Here is an 18,786-nt window from a genome sequence, read left to right as displayed (position 1 = left end):
TCGATCCGCTCAGTAACGCGCCGTTGCCTGAACCACCACGCCGATGATCCGGCATTCATCGGTGAGCAGGGTTTTCGGCCAGGTCGGGTTGAGCGGCACCAGGTAGCGCTGGCCGGCCTGTTCGTCGAGTTTGCGGAAAATCGCTTCTTCGCTGTCCGGCCACTGGGCGATCACCAGTTTGCCAGGCACTGCCTCCAACTCTGGGTCAACCAGAATCAGCATGCCCTCGGCAATGCTCTGGCCGCTCGGCGCGGTCATCGAATCCCCCGTCACCGTCAGCCAGAACGCGGCACCGCCACGAGCGTGGTAATCCGTCAGTTCGAAGCGCTGCTTCGCTGATGCTCCGGGATAGCTCGCCGCAGTGTCACGCACTTCGCACGGTGCACGCCAATCGCAGACCGGATAACGGAAGTACGGGTTGTACTTCTGCGCCAGCGGCATTTCGTCTTCCGGCGTCGGCTGCGGCTCGCGAATCACCAGAACGACTTCCAGGAAGTCCATTCCCAGCGCCTTGAGCACGCGGTTCATTTCGGTAACACCGGGTTCGCGACGCTTGTTCAGCCAATGACCGATCCCGCCCTGGGACATGCCGACGCGCTCTCCGAGCTCTGTTTGAGTGACTTTGAGTTCACTCATCTTGGCCTTGACCAACTCAATCCATTTATCCATGTGCCGCACCTTACGCGGACGTCTTCGACCGGCAAAACACATATTGTAGTATTTAAATTCTCGTCACAAATACAGGCAGTACTATCCTAAGGAAACGGACTTTCAATCGAACATGGAGTGACGTTTCATGATGAACATCAGCAGCAAAGACCTGCCCGATCTGCAAATCGACACCAGCTTCACCTCCCCTCAAGGCAATGCCGCCGCACAGCGCGCGCTGGACTACTACTTGAAACCGGCTGTTTCAGAACCCGAGACGGACGAACGTTTTTTCAATGTCAAAGGCCATCTCAGCGGCGAGGAAGCGCTAGTGCATGCCTCGGATCTGTTGCGATGTGCAGCCGCCACCGCGTTCAAGGCCGCAGAAAACCTTCAAGGCACCAATCGCGATCTGGCCTTTTCGGTGGTGCACATGGTGGATATGGCGCGGGCGATGGTCGACCATTCGATCGACAACGACGAAGTCACGGCGGACAAGGTACGGGCGGGCAGGAAAGAATTTTCCCATCGCGCAGATAAAAACATTTGACTTGCAAATGATAATGATTATTATTGCAAGCAGCTGGTCGCGAGATCAGTCGATGGACCAGAGACCTTAGGTCGGTCTTCTGGACTATCTCCTCATCAGGCTAATCACGGTTTTTGACCCGGCTTTTTGCCGGGTCTTTTTTTGCCCGTTTTTCGGGCTTGTGTCTTCAGGCTAATGAAGTCTTTGGGTGCTGCAAATTCGATGGCGCGGATAATATCAAAAGAATATTGATTGGCAACCCGAGCCCGGCCACATTGGGCAAAACTAATGGCAATCAGCACTTGAGAATCAATCGCATAGCCTCTAAGCTGCTGGCGCGTCACGGAAGACGCCCCCCGCTCCACCCGCAATTCCCCTCGGTTTCAGCCCTGCCTGCGTGTAAAGTACCGGTCATAAAAATCCTGCTCTGGAAGCGATTATGACCGTGGCCAAATCTTCGTTCGACATCAGCGCCAATTTCGACAGCGGCAATATCCAAGTCATCGACATCAGCAACCCGCTCAATCCGGTTCTGGCCATCCGCCCGGACACCCGCAGCGCTCATTTTCAGTGGTTCCATTTCAAGGCCAGCGGTCTGCATGTGCATCAGGAACACTGGTTTCGTCTGGTCAACGCCAGCCAGTCTTCCTATAACAAGGCCTGGACCGGCTATCAGGCAGTCGCTTCCTTCGACCACGTCAACTGGTTCCGCATCCCCACCAGCTTCGAAGGCGACAGCCTGCGCTTCTGCCTCGAAGCCGAACAGACCCACGCCTGGTTCGCCTACTTCGAGCCCTACAGCCGCGGCCGCCACGACTGGTTGATCGAACAGGCGCTGAGCAAGGCTGGCACCGAATTGCTGGCGACCGGCAAAAGTGTCGAGGGCCGGGACATTCAGCTGCTGCGCAAAGGCACCGGTGCCGAAGGCCAGCGCAAGATCTGGATCATTGCCCAGCAGCATCCGGGCGAGCACATGGCTGAATGGTTCATGGAAGGTGTGATTGAGCGTCTGGAGCGCCAGGACGATCCGGTATTGAACAAACTGCTGGCCAGCGCCGATCTGTATCTGGTGCCGAACATGAACCCGGACGGCGCCTTCCACGGCCACCTGCGCACCAATGCCATGGGTCAGGACTTGAACCGGGCCTGGCAGAACGCCAGCCAGGACATCAGTCCGGAAGTGCTTTTCGTCCAGCAGCAGATGGAAAAATATGGCGTCGATGCGTTTATCGACGTGCACGGCGACGAGGAAATCCCCCACGTCTTTACCGCCGGCTGTGAAGGTAATCCTGGCTTTACACCGCGCATCGAAAAGCTTGAAGAGCATTTCCGCAGCCATCTGAAGCACACCACCAAAGACTTCCAGACCACCTACGGCTACACCCGCGACGAACCGGGACAGGCCAACATGACCCTGGCCTGCAACAGCGTCGGGCAGAAATTCGACTGCCTGTCGCTGACCCTGGAGATGCCGTTCAAGGACCACGACGACCACCCGGACAAGATCACCGGCTGGTCGGGCAAACGTTCGAAGCAATTGGGCAAGGATGTGCTGACCACCCTCGCCGACATGGTCGACACCCTGCGCTGATCCCCTCCTCTGTAACGACAAAAGATCGCAGCCGGCCTGCGATCTTTTGCTTTAAACCCGTCAGCCGCGATCACGCCCGCGCAACATGCTGTCGAGCACTTCGTCACGACGCACCCAGCCATGAAACAGCGCCGCCGCCAGGTGCAGCAGCACCGTCAGAAACAGCAGATACGCCAGATAGCCATGGGACTTGCGCAGCACCGCAAACAGTTGCGCGTCAGCCGGCACAATCGACGGCAGATGCAGCGACGCAGTCAGCATCACCGGCTCGCCCGAGGCACTGATCATCGCCCAGCCGAGCAACGGCAACACCAGCATCAACGCATACAACAAGACGTGGGAAGCCTTGGCTGCCAGCACCTGCCAGCCTGGCAGATCATCCGGCAGCGGCGGTTGGCGGGTGGTGAAGCGCACCAGCAGGCGCACGATCACCAGCGCCAGAATCGCGATGCCCAGCGGCTTGTGCAAATGAATCAGCCATTCATGGCGAGACGACACCGAAGTGACCATGCCCGCGCCGATAAACAGCATGGCGATGATCATCAGCGCCATCAGCCAGTGCAGCAGGCGCGCCAGCAAAACGAAATGCGTCGGTTGCTTGCTCATGGACGAGCCTCCTGTTTGGCGGCGGGCAACTGGCTGACTTCGCTGGTGCGACGCAGGTAGGAATCGGCATAGCCGGCAGAACGCGCGGCCAGCAGTGGATCTTCCGAGCCTTGAATCCCGGCCGGCAGCACCAGCGGGTCGTAGTTGATGTCGCGGCATTCACCGCTGAGCTGCGGCTGGGTTTTCTCCAGCACCAAAGTCCCGGCGTTCAGCACTTTGCGATTTGCGGGCCATGTCTTGCTGGCATCGTTGACCGGGTCGTCGGCATTGGCCAGGGTGATGTTCAACTGGAAGCGCAAGGGTGCGGCGGCCAGGCGTTGCACCAGGTCCTTCTCGAGAAAGTCCGCGCCTTCAGGGGCCGTGGCACCTGCCGCGTCCTGCGCCAACGGGGTCATGCTCCAGCGCACGGCCTGCTTTTTACCGTTGCCATCGACCAGATAGAACGCATTGATGCTGTTATAGGTTTCGGTCGCGTAGCTGGCCGAAGGCTTGGCGGTCTTTACCCACGTCAAGAACGGCACGGCTTCCGGGTGTGCAGCGAAGAACGCCGGCACCTTCGTCGGGTCGGGCTTGCCAGTGGCTGGATCCGGCGACTGCGCCTGCTGCAATTGGTAGAACGCTTCAGGCGTGCCCACCGGAAACACCGGCATGCTGTTCATGCCGGTGCGCCATTGCTGACCGTTCGCCTGGGTGAAGCGCAGCGCCAGACTGCGGATCGGTACGGCGCTGTCCGGCGCATAGGGATTGCCCGCCGGCAAGGCAAAACGCCCCACCACCGGTGTCTGCGGCAGGTTGAACACCTGTGCCGTGGAGAACGCGCGCGCCTCGCCGCTGCTTTCGAAATGGCCGATCACGCACACGCCCTTGGCGTGATTGCGACGAAAGCCGGGATGCACGCCGTTGTTCTTTTCCAGCACATCGACCAACGCTTTTGGCGTCAATCGTTGTGGGTCAAGGTTGCCATGCACGTAGGCAAACGCCCCGGCCACGGCGGCGACAATCACGGCAATGCCGCCCAGGCGAAAAATCAGGCTCGCGGCGCTCAGTGGCTGGCGCGGCGGCCTGCCGGGCGGTGCAGCGTTGGGGGACGAGCGATCAACCATGAATATCTCCAGGCCATCGGCCACAAGTGGAAAGAGTCAGCAAGACGCATCCCGTCCGGGTTTATTCCACGGCGCGGTATTTATTTTTGCGCACGGGGAATAACCTGCGCTGACGGGCGTCTTCCTAGTCCACAGCGTAGCGACCAGCAGACATTCATGAGCGAATTCGACGAACAGTTGAGAGAAATCATTCCCAGATTGCGCCGCTTCGCCGTGTCGTTGACGCGCAACAGCAGCAGCGCTGACGATCTGGTCCAGGCCAGCCTCGAGCGGGCGCTGTCGGCCTGGGGCGAGAAACGCGCTGAGGGCGACTTGCGCGCCTGGCTGTTTGCGATCCTCTATCGGCAATTTCTCGATGCGCACCGCCGTTCGCGGCGCTATGCGCGGATGCTGGAATTTTTCACCGGTCGCGACGATGCCGAGCCGTCGGTGGAACGCACGGTGATTGCTCAGTCGACCCTGCAAGCCTTCGAACGCCTGCCCACCGAACAGCGCGCTTTGCTGCTGATGGTCTCGGTGGAAGGCCTGTCCTATAAAGAGGTCGCCGAGATCCTCGGCGCCCCGATCGGCACCGTGATGTCGCGCCTGTCCCGCGCCCGCCAGGCCTTGCGCCAACTCAGCGACGGCGAAATCAGCAGCCCTTCCATACGGATACTCAAATGATCAGCCTGCCTCCCAGCGAACGTGATTTGCACGCCTACGTCGACCACCAGCTCAGCGTCGCCGACCGGCGCGTGCTCGAGACCTGGCTGGCCAGCCACCCTGAAGAAGCGGCGCAGGTGCGCGCCTGGCAACGCGACGCCCAGCAGTTGCGCGCAGCGCTGAGTGGCGCCTTGCAGCAACCGGCCAATCCGGCGCTCGACCCGATGATGATTCGCCAGCGCCGCCGCCAGCAGTCCCGTCGGCACCTGGCCAGCGCGGCGGTGCTGCTGATTGCCGTGAGCATTGGCGGTTTCAGTGGCTGGCAGGCGCGGGAAATGACCCTGGCGCGCCCTGCGCAATTGCCGATGACTGACGCGTTGCAAGCCTATCGCCTGATCGCCCAGCAAGGCGTACTGCCCGCCGATTACAAGGTCGCCAGCGACGGCGACATGCAGCGTTGGCTCGACCGCTACTTCAGCGGTGCCGGGCGCTTGCCGGACTTGAAAGCTGCCGGATTCGAGCCGGTCAGCGGGCGCTTGCTCAGCACCGATGAAGGCGCGGCGGCGATGGTGATGTATGAGGATGGCAGCGGTCACAAAGTGAGCTTTTACCTGCGTCCACCGGGGCCGAAAAACACCCTGCTGCCGCGTGGCTCGCGCAGCGATGGCGATCTGCAGGCCGATTACTGGTCAGGGCCGGGCTACAACTATGCGGTGGTCAGCCCGACCGACTCGCCGGCGGCAGAGTTGCTCAAGCAATCGCCACCGTTCTGATGGTGATATTTCATGGAGCCGACGCCCGGGCTCTGGTTACACTGGGGCCACCGCGCTCGCTGTGGAGCCGGTCTGAGAAACCAGGAGCCTGTCCCGCGTGCCCGCCCGAACGCCGAAACGATCACGACTGAGCCAACGCTGGCCGTTGCTGCGCCGCCTGTTCGGCAAAGGCCTGCCCGCCAGCGCCGGGCTCGATGCTCATGCCGCGACCATCCGCGATTATTTCCGTGACAAGGCCAAAAGCCAGGGCTACACCCTCAGCCGCAGTCAGCAGCAAGTCATCGACTGCATGGCGCAGCAAGCCAGCGTGCTGCTCGGCGACAGCGGCCACACCCCGCCGAGTCTGTACCTGTACGGCGCCGTCGGGCGCGGTAAGAGCTGGTTGCTCGACGGTTTCTTCCAGGCGCTGCCGATCACGCGCAAACGCCGCCTGCATTTCCATCAATTCTTCGCTCGGTTGCACGACGGCATGTTCCGTCACCGCCAGGAGGAAGACGCGCTGGAAATCACCCTGGATGAGTTGCTGGAAGATTGCCAGGTGCTGTGTTTCGACGAATTTCACGTGCATGACATCGGCGATGCGATGCTGATCACGCGGCTGTTCAAGGCCCTGTTCAAACGGCAGATCATGCTCCTGGTGACCTCCAACTATGCACCCGAGGGCCTACTGCCCAATCCACTGTATCACGCGCGCTTCAAACCGGTGATCGAGCTGATCAACACGCGCATGCAAGTGATGGAAGTCGGCGGCGCCCACGACTACCGCGCACTCAACCGCCAACACACGCATCAAGTGTTTACCCAAGGACATTACGTATGGCCGGCGACGGCAGCTCAACGTCAGACACTGGACCTGCCACCAGCCGACGCGCCGGCCCTTGCCCTCGAAGTTGGCAAGCGCCAGCTTCAGGCCCGTTTTTGCCAAGGCCGGCGAGTCGCGTTCACCTTCAACGATCTGTGTGAACAGCCAACGGCAGTGATGGATTATCTGCAACTGTGCCAGCGTTTCGACCAGTGGATCATCGATGACCTGCCGCAGCTCGGCGAATGTCCGATCGCCGTGCAGCAGCGCTTCATCAATCTGATCGACGTGCTCTACGATCAGGACAAACACCTGACCCTGCTCGGCCAGTTACCGCTGGGCCAGAGCCTGGAAGGTCAGGCCATTGACCTGGCGCGCACGCGCAGCCGGTTGGGGCAGTTGCAGGAAATCCACGCTCCCAACTGACTCCCTACCCTGTGAGAGCGAGCCCCGTGAGAGCGAGCCTGCTCGCTCCCACAAGGTCCCGGGACAACTCAAAATCCGTTCAGCATCCGCTTTACCGCTATCATGTCGCCCATTCCAGCGCCCCCCGCGTCGCTCCACCGATCAATAGCGAAACCAGACATGCACACCCTTGCTCAACTACGCGCCGGCGAGCTGTACGGCATCACCCGCCTCGACCTGTCTTGCGGGCTGACCGAATTCCCCAACGAAATTTTCCAACTGGCCGAGACGCTGGAAGTGCTCAACCTCAGCGGCAACGCGCTGAGCAGCCTGCCGGACGACTTGCATCGCCTGACCCGCCTGCGCGTGCTGTTCTGCTCCGACAACCAGTTCAGCGAACTGCCGGCCTGCCTCGGCCAGTGCACCGCGCTGACCATGGTCGGCTTCAAGGCCAACCGCATCGTCAATGTGCCCGCTGCCGCCCTGCCGCCGCAGCTGCGCTGGCTGATCCTCACCGATAACCGCATCGAAAGCCTGCCCAGCGAACTCGGTGAACGCCCCGCTCTGCAGAAGCTCATGCTCGCCGGCAATCGGCTGCAAACGCTGCCAGACTCCCTGCGCCACTGCCATCGGCTGGAATTGCTGCGCATCGCTGCCAACCAACTCAGCGAACTGCCGCAGTGGTTGCTGACCTTGCCGAGCCTGACCTGGCTGGCCTACGCCGGCAATCCGCTGGAGACCGAAGCCGATGCCGCTGCCCTTGAGGCCACGCCGCTGATCGACTGGTCGGCGCTGCGCCTGGAGCAGCAACTGGGCGAAGGCGCTTCCGGGGTGATTTCCAAGGCAGTCTGGCAGCGCGACGACGGCACGGCGCAGGCGGTTGCGGTGAAGCTGTACAAAGGCGAGATGACCAGCGACGGCTCGCCGTTGCATGAGATGAACGCCTGCATCACCGCAGGCCTGCACCCGAACCTGATCCGCGTCGAAGGGCGCATCAGCGGCCATCCCGATCAACAGCAGGGGCTGGTGATGCAACTGATTGATCCGAGCTTCGGCAATCTCGCCGGTTTGCCCAGCCTGGACTCGTGCTCGCGGGATGTTTATGCCGAAGGTTGCCGGTTCCCCGCCGAGGTCGCCCTGCGCGTCGCCAAAGGCATCGCCTCAGCGGCCGAGCACCAGCACCGCCAAGGCATCACCCACGGCGATCTGTATGGCCACAACATTCTGTTGAACGATCGTGGCGATTGTCTGCTCGGGGATTTCGGCGCGGCGTCGTTTCATGCCACCGGCGATGATGTGCAGACGCGCGCATTGCAGCGCCTGGAAGTCCGTGCGTTCGGTGTGTTGTTGGGGGAATTGCTGGAGCGTGTCGACTCAGGATTGAGTACGGAGCGGCGCGCGCAACTGGAGGCGCTGGAACGACGTTGCTGTCAGGCCGATGTGCTGGGGCGGCCGGGGTTTAGCGAAGTAATCGAGGTGCTGGAGAATCTTTGACCGCTGCGCAGTCATTCGCGAGCAGGCTCGCTCCCACAATGGAATGCGTTGCAAATGTGGGAGCGAGCCTGCTCGCGAAGAGGTCATTACTGGCGCGAGAGATCAGCCAGCCAGACCGACGAACATGTCCTGCACGTCATCATGGTTGTCGAGGCCTTCGAGGAACGCTTCGACTTCAGCCATCTGCTCGTCGCTCAAGCCGCTGACCGGGTTCTTCGGCTGGTAGCCGAGCTTGGCCGAGAGCACGGTGAAGCCTTGTTCCGGCAGAGCTTTCTGCACGGCGTCGAGGTCGGTCGGGTCGGTTAGGAACAGCGTCGCGCCCTCTTCACCCGGCTCGAAATCCTGGGCACCGGCTTCGATCGCAGCCATTTCCGGATCGGCATCCGGGCTGTCCGGCGAGGCTTCGATCATGCCGACGTGGTTGAACATCCACGCCACCGAACCGGAAGCGCCCAACTGGCCCTTGCGGAACGCCACGCGGATTTCCGCGACGGTGCGGTTGATGTTGTCGGTGACGCATTCGACGATCAGCGGCACCTGATGCGGGGCAAAGCCTTCGTAGGTCACGCGATGGTATTGCACGGTTTCACCCAGCAGACCGGCGCCTTTCTTGATCGCGCGATCGAGGGTTTCTTTTGGCATCGAGGCTTTCTTCGCCTGCTCGACCACCAGACGCAGGTGTGCGTTGGTGGCGGTATCGGCACCGTTGCGTGCAGCAATGGTGATTTCCTTCACCAGTTTGCCGAAGATCTTCCCTTTGGCGTTGGCTGCCGCTTCTTTGTGTTTAACCTTCCACTGTGCGCCCATTACTCACTCTCTTGATCTGTGGCGCCGAGACATCTATTGGCCGACGCGTGGCGGCAAGTTTATACGGCCTAAAGTCGGCAATCGACCAAAAAAACAGCCGACGGAATCGACATCTTCACCAAAGCATGTAGGGGGATTCTGAAAAGCGCCTTTGACATGACCATTCAGGCCGACGGTTTCGTACCCTTGAAACCCCGTATCGCCTGACAGGGCCTGCTCGAATGCTCAATGACAAGGAAAGTCCCTTCACCCTTACGCTGACCGACAGCGGATTGCGCCTGCCGGTGGTGCGTTTTCGCGGCGAGGAAGCGCTGAACCAGCCTTACCGTTTCGACATCGAACTGCTCGGCCTGGCCCCGGCCATCGTCCCGGGATCCTTTCTGCACCGGCCGGCCTTTCTGCGGCTCAGTGAGCAGCACGGGTTCCACGGCGTCATTTCCAGCGCCAGCTGCGAACATCGCGGGATCCATCGGGTCGGCTATCGACTGATTCTGGTGCCGCATCTGCAACAACTGGCGCATACGCACAAGCGCCGCGTGTTTACTCACCTGAGTACGCCGCAGATCATCCAGCAACTGCTCGAAGAACATGCTCTGCCAGCGCACAGCTACCGCATTGAAATGAGCGTCGGTCACTACCCGGCAAGGGCGTTTTGCATTCAGTACGAAGAAAGCGATCTGGCCCTGCTGCAGCGGCTATGCGAAGAAGAAGGCATCCACTATCACTTCGAACATGGGCCGGACGGACACGTCGTGGTGTTCGCCGACGACAGCCTGAGTCTGCCGCAGGAACCGGTCGAAATCCCTTTCAATGCTGATGAGCAACCACCATCGCCCTGCGTCAGCGCACTCTATCAACAACATCGCGCGGCGCCCGTGCCGATGCTGCATGCGGTGCGCAATCGTGGCCAGCCAACCGGCAACGCCGAAGCCGCCAACGAGGTCTCGACCGAGTTGCCGATGCCCGCGCGATCGCCGGAACGTCTGCACGCCGAACAGCGCAGCCGGCGCCATCTGCAACGCCAGCGCTGCCAGTTGCGTTCCATTCACGGGCGCAGTGATTGCAGCGATTTGCTCAGTGGCCGACTGCTGCTTGTGGCCGACCACCCGATTCATCATTTCAACGAACAATGGCTGATATGCGCCGTGCGCCACCAAGGGCAGCACCCTTCGATCCTTGATCCGGCGCCAAGCGTTCAGCGTTATCACAACGACTTCAATGCGCAGCCCTGGTCGACCGACTTCCGTCCGCCACTCAAACAAGCTCGCCCGAATATTGCCGGTTATCACTTGGCGAAAGTCGCGGGTGCGCCTGGGCAACCTGCGCAAGTGGACGAAAACGGCTGCCTCGCTGTAAGCCTGTGGCCGTCTGCGGATAAATCCGCCAGCGACGCCCTGTGGCTGCCGATCGCCATGAGCCGGTTCAGCGGCCCCGTCGCCATCGATCAATTACCGCGTGCCGGCAGTGACGTGTGGGTGAGTTTCCTCGACAGCGATCCGGACCGACCGATCCTGTGCCTCAGCCACGCACGCCAGCCACCGGAGCGCGAATCAGCGCCCGCGCGCGACAGCCTGTTGCTCGACTGGCTGAGCCACCGCGCCGAGCATTGATCGGCGCCTCAGCCTTTGTCCGCCTTGCCCGCCGCCGCCGCGAATTTCGCCAGGCGCACGTCCAGATGCCGAGGCCGGCGCCCGTGATCTTCGGCGCGCTCCTTGCGGCGGATGGCGTTGCGCACCATCAGCGAGCCGAGGTAGCGAATCGGTTCCGGCGGGAAATAACCCAGCGGCCCGTTGACCAGCGGCGAACGGGTCCACGGGTTATCCAGGCCCTGCACCAGCGCGGCGAGAATCTGCCCGCCCATATGACACGGGCCGACGCCGCTGCCGGAATAACCGAAGCCGTAAAACACGTTGCCCGCCGAGCTCATCTGGCCGAAGAACGGCAAACCGGTCACCGAACGATCCGACGGGCCGTTCCACGTCGCGTCGATTTTGACCTCGGCGAACGCCGGGAAAAAATCCGCGAGACTGCGCTTGAGCAAGCCGGCATAAGGCGACGGCTGATCGAACACCGGCAGCATCCGCCCGCCATAGGCGAAGGTGTTGCCGCCCTTGCCGAGCATGATCCGGCCGTCCGGGGTGTTGTGGTAGTAATGCACGAAAATCCGCGAATCGAGGACGCTGACGCCGCTGGTCAAACCGATTTGCTGCAGCAGGTCCGGGCGCGGTTCGGTGATCAGCATGTCACTGGAAACGATCGCCACACTGCGCTCGAACTGAGGAAACGCGCGGGCCATCCACGCATTCATCGCCAGCACCACGCGGTCGGCGATGACCTTGCCGCTGGGTGTGTGGATGCGTGCCGGGCGGCCCTCTTCCAGCCCGGTCATCGCCGTGCCTTCATGTATCTTCACGCGCAATTGCAGCGCCACCCGGCGCAGACCGCGTACCAGTTTGCCCGGTTGCACGCTGGCAGCCGCCGGGGAAAACCAGCCCTCTAGGTGTTTTGCTGAGCCAGCCATGCGCTGCACATCGGCGAGCGGGCGCTGGCTGAACGAGTTGATGCCATTACGCTCCAGCGCCGCGATCACCGCATCCGTTGCGCCGACCTGGGCGCGATTGGTCGCGGTGTACAGCGTGCCGTCGAGGCGGTAGTCGGCATCGACGCCGTACTGCTCGCAGAACTCGCCGATCGCATGGATGCTGCGCTCCGATTCCCTGACCAGACGCACCGCTTCTTCGACGCCGAACAAGCGCTCCAGGGTGAAATACTTGGCCGACCATGACAGTGCGCAACCACCGTTACGGCCACTGGCGCCGGCACCGCAGATTTCTGCTTCGATCAGCAGCACCTCCAGCTCCGGGTTTTGCTCCTTGAGCATGATCGCCGTCCACAATCCGGTGTAGCCGCCGCCAACGATGCACACATCCGTGCGCACCTCGCCTTGCAGCGGTGGACACTGCTCGGATGGGTCGGCCTGCAAGGCTTGCTCGAGCCAGAACGGTCGCATGGGAAATCTCCAGTCAGAAAGCCACGACGCAGCCTGCCGCGCACCGCGCAGCAGGCCACGGGGCGAAGGGTTTCAGGAACGCAGCGGTTTGACGCTCAGCGGGCAGTTGGGGATCGCCGCGCGCGGCTCCATCACGCCGACCGGCCGACTGTTCCAGTGCGGAATCAGCACCAGCGCCGAGAACAGCGCGCATCCGGCGAAGACGATAAACACCGTCATCGAGTCGAAGTAGCCCGGCAGCAAACCGCCGAGCACCGCGCCAACGGAGCCGCAGCCGTTGACGAAACCGGCGGCAGTGGCACCGGCCTTGGCCTTGCCGAAATCGATCGCGGCCGCACCGCTGATCATCGAGTCCGGGCCGTACAACGTCAGGCCCATGACGAACAGCAACGCGACAACGAGCAACACGCTGCCGGTGTTCAGCGCAGCCATGAACAGCGCCAGCGTCACGGTCAGCGCCAGCAGACTCAGCACGCAGGCCGGCATGCGTCGGGCGCCGAAGAGTTTGTCCGAGGCCAGGCCGATCATGATCGGCCCGAGCAATCCGGCCAGTTCAAACGCGGTGGGAATGATCGCCGCGCCAACCTTGCCGACACTGGGCATCTGCTCGAAAACAATCACTGGCCCCCACAACAGAATCGCGTAGCGCGCCGGTTTCAGCAGGAAATACGCCAGGCCCAGCACCAGCACCGTGCGGTTGCGCAGGATTTCCTTCAACGGCTCCCACATGCTGATTTTGCTGTTGGCTGCGGTTTCTTCGGCGGTCAGTTCCGGCTCGGGCTCCACCGCCGGCAAGCCGATGTCTTCCGGTTTGTTGCGCTGGAAGATAAAGAACAGCACGGCGACCACCGCGACCACCGCCGCGCTGGAAATGAATGCCGCGTGCCAGGTGCCGACCAGCGTGTAGGCCCACCAGCCGGCGAACGGCGAGGCGACCAGACCACCAAACGCGTAACAGGAACTCCACAAGCCGAGCACCCGCCCGCGCTGCTCAGACGGGAAGAAGCTGCCAAGATTTTTACACAGCCCGGACCAGCCAGTGGACTGCGCCAAACCTTGAATCAACATGCACGTGGCGAAGATCGGCAATGTAGCGAAACTGCCCATCACCAGCGCCGCAGCGGCGGATATCAGCAAACCGCCAAGCACGACGACTCTTGGACCGAAGCGATCGGCGAGCATGCCCCAAGTGAACTGTCCGAGGGCATACGCCGCCAGATAGATCGCGTCGAGGTTGGCCATGGCCATTTTGTCGAGGGTGAAATCAGGGTCCTCGGCGATGCCCAGTTTGGCTACCGAAAAGGCTTTGCGGGTGAAGTAGAACGCGGCGTACGCGAGCCAGGTAATAGCGAAGATCTGCACGCGCCAACGCGCCAGGGTGCCGATGTGCTTGTTCATGGTGGTTCTGACCTCAGGGTGTGAGTGTGCCGGCAGAATCGATTAAGAAAAACGCCTGTGTTTTTTATTGTTGAGCACTGCGTTACCGCCCCTTCCCTTCGGCGATAGCGGTCAGATGAGTCTGCTGTTGCACGCACAGGCTCATGGGCCGGCGCTGCTGTTCGACCGAACAGTCAGCGATGGCGTGAGCCGATCAAAGCAATTACTGTTTAATAAATAAAATCGATTTATCGTATTTCACACATAAGCTGAGCTTGTTACTGGAGCCACCATGTCCGTCTCTCACGCCCAACTCAAAGCGTTCCACGCGGTGGCCGTCCATGGCAGCTTCACCCGCGCCGCCGAGCGGCTTTATCTGACGCAACCGGCGATTTCCGACCAGGTGCGCAAACTCGAAGAACGCTTCGGCGTGCTGCTGTTTCACCGCAATAAACGTTCCGTACGCCTGACCGACCTTGGCGAGCGCCTGCTGGCGATCACCCAGCGCCTGTTCGTGATCGAAGCCGAAGCGCAGGAATTGCTGCAGGAATCCCAGGCCCTGCAGACCGGCAGCCTGATTCTCGCGGTGGACGCGCCGATCCACGTGTTGCCGCAGATCGCGCGGTTCTGCGAGCGCTACCCGGGGATCAGCGTGAAAATCGAAACCGGCAATACCGATGAATCGCTGTTTCGCCTGTTCAACTATCAGGCCGATCTGGCGCTGCTCGGCCGCGACGTAACCGATGAACGCTTGCTGTGTGTGCCGTTGCGCAACGATCCGATGGTGGCGTTCGTTTCGCGCAATCATCCGTGGGCCGAGCGCGAATCGATCTGTCTGGCCGATCTGGATGACACGCCACTGGTGCTGCGTGAGATCGGTTCGGTGACCCGGCAGACACTGGAAGAGGAAATGGCCCGCGCAGGTTTGCGCATCCGCCCGGCGATTCAGGTTGAAGGTCGGGAAGCGGCGCGCGAAGCCGTGGTGGTGGGGATCGGGGTTGGTGTGGTTTCAGCGGCGGAGTTCGGCGCCGACTCACGGGTCTGCGCGTTGCCGATCACCGATTGCACGAGGCGCCTGACCGAAACCCTGGTGTGCTTGCGCGAACAGAGTTCGCGGCGGGTGGTGGCGACGTTTCTCGATATGGTTCGCGAGAGCCTGACCTGACTCACTCCCTGTCCTGATCGTTCCCACGCTCTGCGTGGGAATGCCTCAACGGACGCTCCGCGTTCGGCTTTGGATGGGACGCAGAGCGTCCCGGGCTGCGTTCCCACGCAGAGCGTGGGAACGATCACGGTGCGGCTAGCGCCAGATCAAAAAACGCCTGAATCAAGCGCAACTCGCGCCGGCGCTCCATGCAGCCAATCATGTGCCGGTTCACCAGCCCTTCCCCGGCAATCGGGATCGCCACCACGCGCGGGTCATGACTGACCTCCACCGATGACACCACACCGACACCCAACTCGGCCGCGACCGCTTCGGTCACCGCCTCGCGACTGTCCAGCTCCAGCAACACCCGCGGCTGAATCGACGCCTGCATACACGCCTGGTCAAACGTGCGCCGGGTAATCGAAGTCGGCTCGCGCAGGACCATGATCACTTGGTCCAGCTCCTTGAGCTTCACTTCCCCGGAGCGATTCGCCCAGCGATGCCCCGCCGGCACCAGCGCGCAGATCCGCGATTCGCTCAGCGCTTGCAGATGCAGGCCCTTGCGCGGCTCGACCTCGGTCAGCACCGCGACATCGGCGTGTTCCGACAACAGCGCCGCCAGGGTTTCCTGCGCGTTGCCCAGACGCAGGTTCACGGTGATGCCCGGATAGCGTGCGCGCAGGCTTGCCAGCATCGGCATGACCATGTGCGGCCCATCCGCCGCCACCTCCAGACGCCCGGTCAACAATTGCCGATTGGCCTCGAGCAGCGTCTGCGCTTCTTCCGCCAGGCCGAACATGGCGCGGGTGATCGCTGCCAGTTTGGTGCCCTCCTCGGTCAGTTCCACCCGTCGCGCGGTACGCCGCAACAAAGTGATCTGGTAGTGCTCTTCCAGTGCCTTGATGTGTCCGGTGACCGCCGGCTGGCTGATGAACAACCGCGCAGCCGCGCGGGTGAAGCTGCCTTCGCGGGCCACGGCATCGAAGGCGCGCAGCTGAAACAGATTCATGGATAACCCTCACTGATGGCTGGCATAACAACAAACAATTTGATTGATGCAGCGGCGAATTGCAACGTAGGCCCCGTAGCTTCATCCCACAGCGTTTTCGCGAGGACACACGAATGAGTACCGCCGCACCGATTCTGCTCACTCCCGGCCCGTTGACCACTTCGGCCCGCACCCGTCAGGCCATGATGGTTGATTGGGGTTCGTGGGATGACCGCTTCAACCAGCTGACCGCCAGCCTGTGCGAGCAATTGCTGGCCATCCTCAACGGCGCCGCCAGCCACCATTGCGTACCGTTACAGGGCAGCGGCACCTTCGCCGTCGAAGCGGCGATCGGCACGCTGGTACCGCGCGACGGCAAAATCCTCGTGCTGATCAACGGCGCGTACGGCAAGCGTCTGGCGAAGATCTGCGAAGTGCTCGGCCGCTCGTTCAGCACCTTCGAAACCGCCGAAGACGAACCGACCACCGCCGCCGACGTCGACCGCTTGCTGCGCGCCGACGCTGACATCACCCACGTGGCGCTGATCCACTGCGAAACCAGCACCGGCATTCTCAATCCGCTGGCCGAGATCGCCGAGGTCGTCGCGCAACACGGCAAACGCCTGATCATCGACGCCATGAGCTCCTTCGGCGCATTGCCCGTGGATGCGCAGAAAGTACCGTTCGACGCGCTGATCGCCGCCTCCGGCAAGTGCCTGGAAGGCGTACCGGGGATGGGTTTTGTCTTCGCCCGCAAGGAATCTCTGGCCGCATCTGCCGGTAACTCGCACTCGCTGGCGATGGACCTGTACGACCAGCACGCCTACATGATGAAAACCGGGCAATGGCGCTTCACCCCGCCCACCCATGTGGTCGCGGCGCTGCACGAAGCGCTACTGCAATACAGCGAAGAAGGCGGCCTGCCAGCGCGGCATGCGCGTTATGCGGCCAACTGTCAGGCGCTGATGGAAGAGATGAACAAGCTCGGTTTGCGCAGCTTCCTGCCGGCGGCAATTCAGGCGCCGATCATCGCCACGTTCCATGCCCCGCAGGATCCGCGTTACCAGTTCAAGGACTTCTATGAGCGGGTCAAGGCCAAGGGTTACATCCTCTACCCCGGCAAACTGACCCAGGTCGAAACCTTCCGCGTCGGCTGCATCGGCCACGTCACCCCGGACGAAATGCGCCAGGCCGTAGCAGCAGTGGGTGAAGTGCTGCGGGAAATGGAAGTACTCGATATCTGAGCCCCACCACAAATCCCCTGTGGGAGCGAGCCTGCTCGCGAAAGCGTCGTCCCAGGCGACACATAGGCTGATGTCAGACCGCTTTCGCGAGCAGGCTCGCTCCCACATTTTGATCTCATATTCAAATCAGGAACTGATTGCCATGAACTACACCAATCCAAGCAAGCTGCAAGCCGCGATCCTCGACTGGGCCGGTACCGTGGTCGATTTCGGCTCGTTTGCGCCGACGCAGATCTTCGTCGAAGCCTTCGCCGAGTTCGATGTGCAGGTGTCGATTGAAGAGGCCCGTGGGCCGATGGGCATGGGCAAGTGGGACCACATCCGCACCCTCTGTGATCAGCCGCAAGTGGCCGAGCGTTATCGCAAGGTGTTCGGTCGCACGCCGACCGACGATGACGTCACCGCTATCTACAACCGTTTCATGCCGTTGCAGATCGAGAAAATCGCCGAGCACTCGGCACTGATTCCCGGCGCGCTGGACGCCATCGCCCAACTGCGCGCGCAAGGCATCAAGATCGGTTCCTGCTCCGGCTACCCGAAAGCGGTCATGGACAAAGTCGTCGAACTCGCCGCCAGCAACGGCTACGTCGCCGACCACGTGGTCGCCACCGACGAAGTGCCAAACGGTCGTCCATGGCCGGCGCAAGCGTTGGCCAATGTCATCGCTCTGGGCATCGACGATGTTGCAGCGTGCGTGAAGATCGACGACACCGTGCCGGGCATTCTCGAAGGTCGCAGGGCCGGCATGTGGACGGTTGCGCTGATTTGCTCGGGCAACGCGTTGGGTCTGGACTATGAAGGTTTCCGCGCGTTGGGCAGCGATGAACTCGCCAGTGAGCGCAAGCGCATCCACGCGCTGTTCGCAGATTCGCGGCCGCATTACATGATCGACACCATCAGCGATCTGCCGGAAGTGATCGCCGACATCAACAAGCGTCTGGCCAACGGTGAGATGCCGCAAAACGCCTGAGGCTGGAAAACTAAAACACCGCTGATTGCAATCAGCGGTGTTTTTTTTGCACTGTCTTGAGTAAAGACATTGCTTGATTATGACTTATTCGGAAATAAGGTTACCTTGCGCATCGTACGCAAGACCATCGGGATGTTTAACACTTCCGTCCGGCAATTGTTCAGTTCCATCTTCCCAGACAATACGGCCATCCGGATATTCAACGGTATTATCCGGCCAGACGATTCGCCCGTCCGGATACTCTACCCGGCCGTCTTCATATTGAATGATGCCGTCGGGACGCTTGATCGAAGTTTTATCTACAGCGACTACGCTGCCGTCAGGCAGTGTGGTGGAGCCATCGACATTGACTTTCGCACCAATTGTTTGAATCAGCGTTATCAAGGCCACAGGATCAATGTTGATGTTAAGGGTCGGCCATGGCATTGGCGGACGCTTGGTATCAACCGGGGCCACAGGTTTGGTCGGCACCACTGGTTTGGTTGGCGCTACTGGCTTGGTCGGCGCTACCGGCTTGGTCGGCGCCACTGGCTTGGTTGGCGCAACTGGCTTGGTCGGCGCTACCGGCTTGGTCGGCGCTACCGGCTTGGTCGGGGCCACTGGCTTGGTTGGCGCAACTGGCTTGGTCGGCGCTACCGGCTTGGTCGGCG

19 protein-coding genes are annotated in these 18,786 nt (G+C 61.5%); 10 read left to right on the top strand and 9 right to left on the bottom strand.

Annotation, left to right across the window (positions count from 1 at the left end; all coding sequences use genetic code 11):
• Nucleotides 1–9: 9 nt before the first annotated feature.
• Entirely contained in the window at nt 10–669 is a 660-nt protein-coding gene (locus tag D8U82_RS22775; protein ID WP_038861876.1) for a S24 family peptidase, read from the bottom strand.
• A gap of 130 nt (nt 670–799) precedes the next feature.
• Here D8U82_RS22775 and D8U82_RS22770 point away from each other — a divergent pair, with 130 nt between their 5' ends.
• Complete coding sequence (locus D8U82_RS22770) at nt 800–1,198, top strand: DUF3077 domain-containing protein (RefSeq protein ID WP_125927407.1); 399 nt, start codon at nt 800–802, stop codon at nt 1,196–1,198.
• Nucleotides 1,199–1,302: 104 nt separating this feature from the next.
• Here D8U82_RS22770 and D8U82_RS22765 read toward each other — a convergent pair whose 3' ends face one another.
• A complete protein-coding gene (locus D8U82_RS22765; protein WP_130903006.1) occupies nt 1,303–1,521 on the bottom strand; it encodes a hypothetical protein in 219 nt (72 codons plus the stop codon).
• Between the two features lie 95 nt (nt 1,522–1,616).
• On the opposite strand from D8U82_RS22765, the gene D8U82_RS22760 reads away from it, so the two are divergent.
• Entirely contained in the window at nt 1,617–2,768 is a 1,152-nt protein-coding gene (locus tag D8U82_RS22760; RefSeq protein WP_130903005.1) for a M14-type cytosolic carboxypeptidase, read from the top strand.
• Nucleotides 2,769–2,828: 60 nt separating this feature from the next.
• Here D8U82_RS22760 and D8U82_RS22755 read toward each other — a convergent pair whose 3' ends face one another.
• Together D8U82_RS22755 and D8U82_RS22750 are read right to left on the bottom strand one after the other, a co-directional pair.
• The gene (locus D8U82_RS22755; RefSeq protein WP_024013443.1) at nt 2,829–3,374 is read right to left on the bottom strand and encodes a cytochrome b; all 546 of its coding nucleotides are present in this window, start codon (nt 3,372–3,374) and stop codon (nt 2,829–2,831) included.
• Entirely contained in the window at nt 3,371–4,477 is a 1,107-nt protein-coding gene (locus D8U82_RS22750; RefSeq protein WP_122698443.1) for a catalase family peroxidase, read from the bottom strand. The genes D8U82_RS22755 and D8U82_RS22750 overlap by 4 nt, the downstream gene beginning before the upstream one ends.
• A 156-nt stretch (nt 4,478–4,633) precedes the next feature.
• On the opposite strand from D8U82_RS22750, the gene D8U82_RS22745 reads away from it, so the two are divergent.
• The 4 genes from D8U82_RS22745 to D8U82_RS22730 all read left to right on the top strand — a co-directional run bounded on the left by D8U82_RS22745 (nt 4,634) and on the right by D8U82_RS22730 (nt 8,593).
• Entirely contained in the window at nt 4,634–5,140 is a 507-nt protein-coding gene (locus D8U82_RS22745) for a sigma-70 family RNA polymerase sigma factor (protein ID WP_130903004.1), read from the top strand.
• Nucleotides 5,137–5,892 carry an anti-sigma factor gene (locus D8U82_RS22740; RefSeq protein ID WP_130903003.1) on the top strand — a complete coding sequence of 252 codons (756 nt, stop codon included), beginning with the start codon at nt 5,137–5,139 and terminating at the stop codon, nt 5,890–5,892. Before D8U82_RS22745 ends, D8U82_RS22740 begins: the two co-directional genes overlap by 4 nt.
• A gap of 97 nt (nt 5,893–5,989) precedes the next feature.
• Nucleotides 5,990–7,120, top strand: coding sequence for a cell division protein ZapE (gene zapE / locus D8U82_RS22735; protein WP_130903002.1), 1,131 nt, complete (start codon nt 5,990–5,992; stop codon nt 7,118–7,120).
• A 159-nt stretch (nt 7,121–7,279) separates the two neighbouring features.
• Nucleotides 7,280–8,593 (top strand): leucine-rich repeat-containing protein kinase family protein, encoded by a 1,314-nt coding sequence (locus D8U82_RS22730; protein ID WP_130903001.1) that lies wholly within the window; start codon nt 7,280–7,282, stop codon nt 8,591–8,593.
• 102 nt (nt 8,594–8,695) lie between these two features.
• On the opposite strand, the gene D8U82_RS22725 is transcribed toward D8U82_RS22730, so the two are convergent.
• Nucleotides 8,696–9,400 (bottom strand): YebC/PmpR family DNA-binding transcriptional regulator, encoded by a 705-nt coding sequence (locus D8U82_RS22725; RefSeq protein ID WP_073471330.1) that lies wholly within the window; start codon nt 9,398–9,400, stop codon nt 8,696–8,698.
• A 221-nt stretch (nt 9,401–9,621) separates the two neighbouring features.
• Between D8U82_RS22725 and tssI the strand changes: the two genes are divergently transcribed.
• On the top strand, nt 9,622–11,010 hold the full coding sequence (tssI, locus tag D8U82_RS22720) for a type VI secretion system tip protein TssI/VgrG (protein WP_130903000.1): 1,389 nt from the start codon (nt 9,622–9,624) through the stop codon (nt 11,008–11,010).
• A gap of 8 nt (nt 11,011–11,018) precedes the next feature.
• Here tssI and D8U82_RS22715 read toward each other — a convergent pair whose 3' ends face one another.
• Complete coding sequence (locus D8U82_RS22715) at nt 11,019–12,410, bottom strand: FAD-dependent oxidoreductase (protein ID WP_130902999.1); 1,392 nt, start codon at nt 12,408–12,410, stop codon at nt 11,019–11,021.
• A 72-nt stretch (nt 12,411–12,482) separates the two neighbouring features.
• Complete coding sequence (locus D8U82_RS22710) at nt 12,483–13,808, bottom strand: MFS transporter (RefSeq protein ID WP_130902998.1); 1,326 nt, start codon at nt 13,806–13,808, stop codon at nt 12,483–12,485.
• Nucleotides 13,809–14,079: 271 nt separating this feature from the next.
• Here D8U82_RS22710 and D8U82_RS22705 point away from each other — a divergent pair, with 271 nt between their 5' ends.
• The gene (locus tag D8U82_RS22705; protein ID WP_024013451.1) at nt 14,080–14,952 is read left to right on the top strand and encodes a LysR family transcriptional regulator; all 873 of its coding nucleotides are present in this window, start codon (nt 14,080–14,082) and stop codon (nt 14,950–14,952) included.
• A 124-nt stretch (nt 14,953–15,076) separates the two neighbouring features.
• Here the strand turns inward: D8U82_RS22705 and D8U82_RS22700 are convergent, their stop codons facing one another.
• Nucleotides 15,077–15,943: a LysR substrate-binding domain-containing protein gene (locus tag D8U82_RS22700; protein WP_016770549.1), complete on the bottom strand. Its 867-nt coding sequence runs from the start codon at nt 15,941–15,943 to the stop codon at nt 15,077–15,079.
• A gap of 113 nt (nt 15,944–16,056) precedes the next feature.
• Here D8U82_RS22700 and D8U82_RS22695 point away from each other — a divergent pair, with 113 nt between their 5' ends.
• Nucleotides 16,057–17,166, top strand: a complete 1,110-nt coding sequence (locus D8U82_RS22695) for a 2-aminoethylphosphonate--pyruvate transaminase (RefSeq protein WP_122698451.1) — start codon at nt 16,057–16,059, stop codon at nt 17,164–17,166.
• Nucleotides 17,167–17,308: 142 nt separating this feature from the next.
• Nucleotides 17,309–18,136 (top strand): phosphonoacetaldehyde hydrolase, encoded by an 828-nt coding sequence (gene phnX / locus D8U82_RS22690; RefSeq protein WP_016770551.1) that lies wholly within the window; start codon nt 17,309–17,311, stop codon nt 18,134–18,136.
• Nucleotides 18,137–18,220: 84 nt separating this feature from the next.
• Here phnX and D8U82_RS28630 read toward each other — a convergent pair.
• Nucleotides 18,221–18,786: hypothetical protein (locus tag D8U82_RS28630; RefSeq protein ID WP_277751212.1), on the bottom strand; the 566-nt coding region annotated here is incomplete at its 5' end.

The organism is Pseudomonas sp. Sample_23, assembly GCF_004307595.1.
GTDB lineage: Bacteria > Pseudomonadota > Gammaproteobacteria > Pseudomonadales > Pseudomonadaceae > Aquipseudomonas > Aquipseudomonas atacamensis.
Note: the sequence above shows the minus strand (reverse complement) of the source record. Positions and strands in the feature narration are given on the sequence as shown.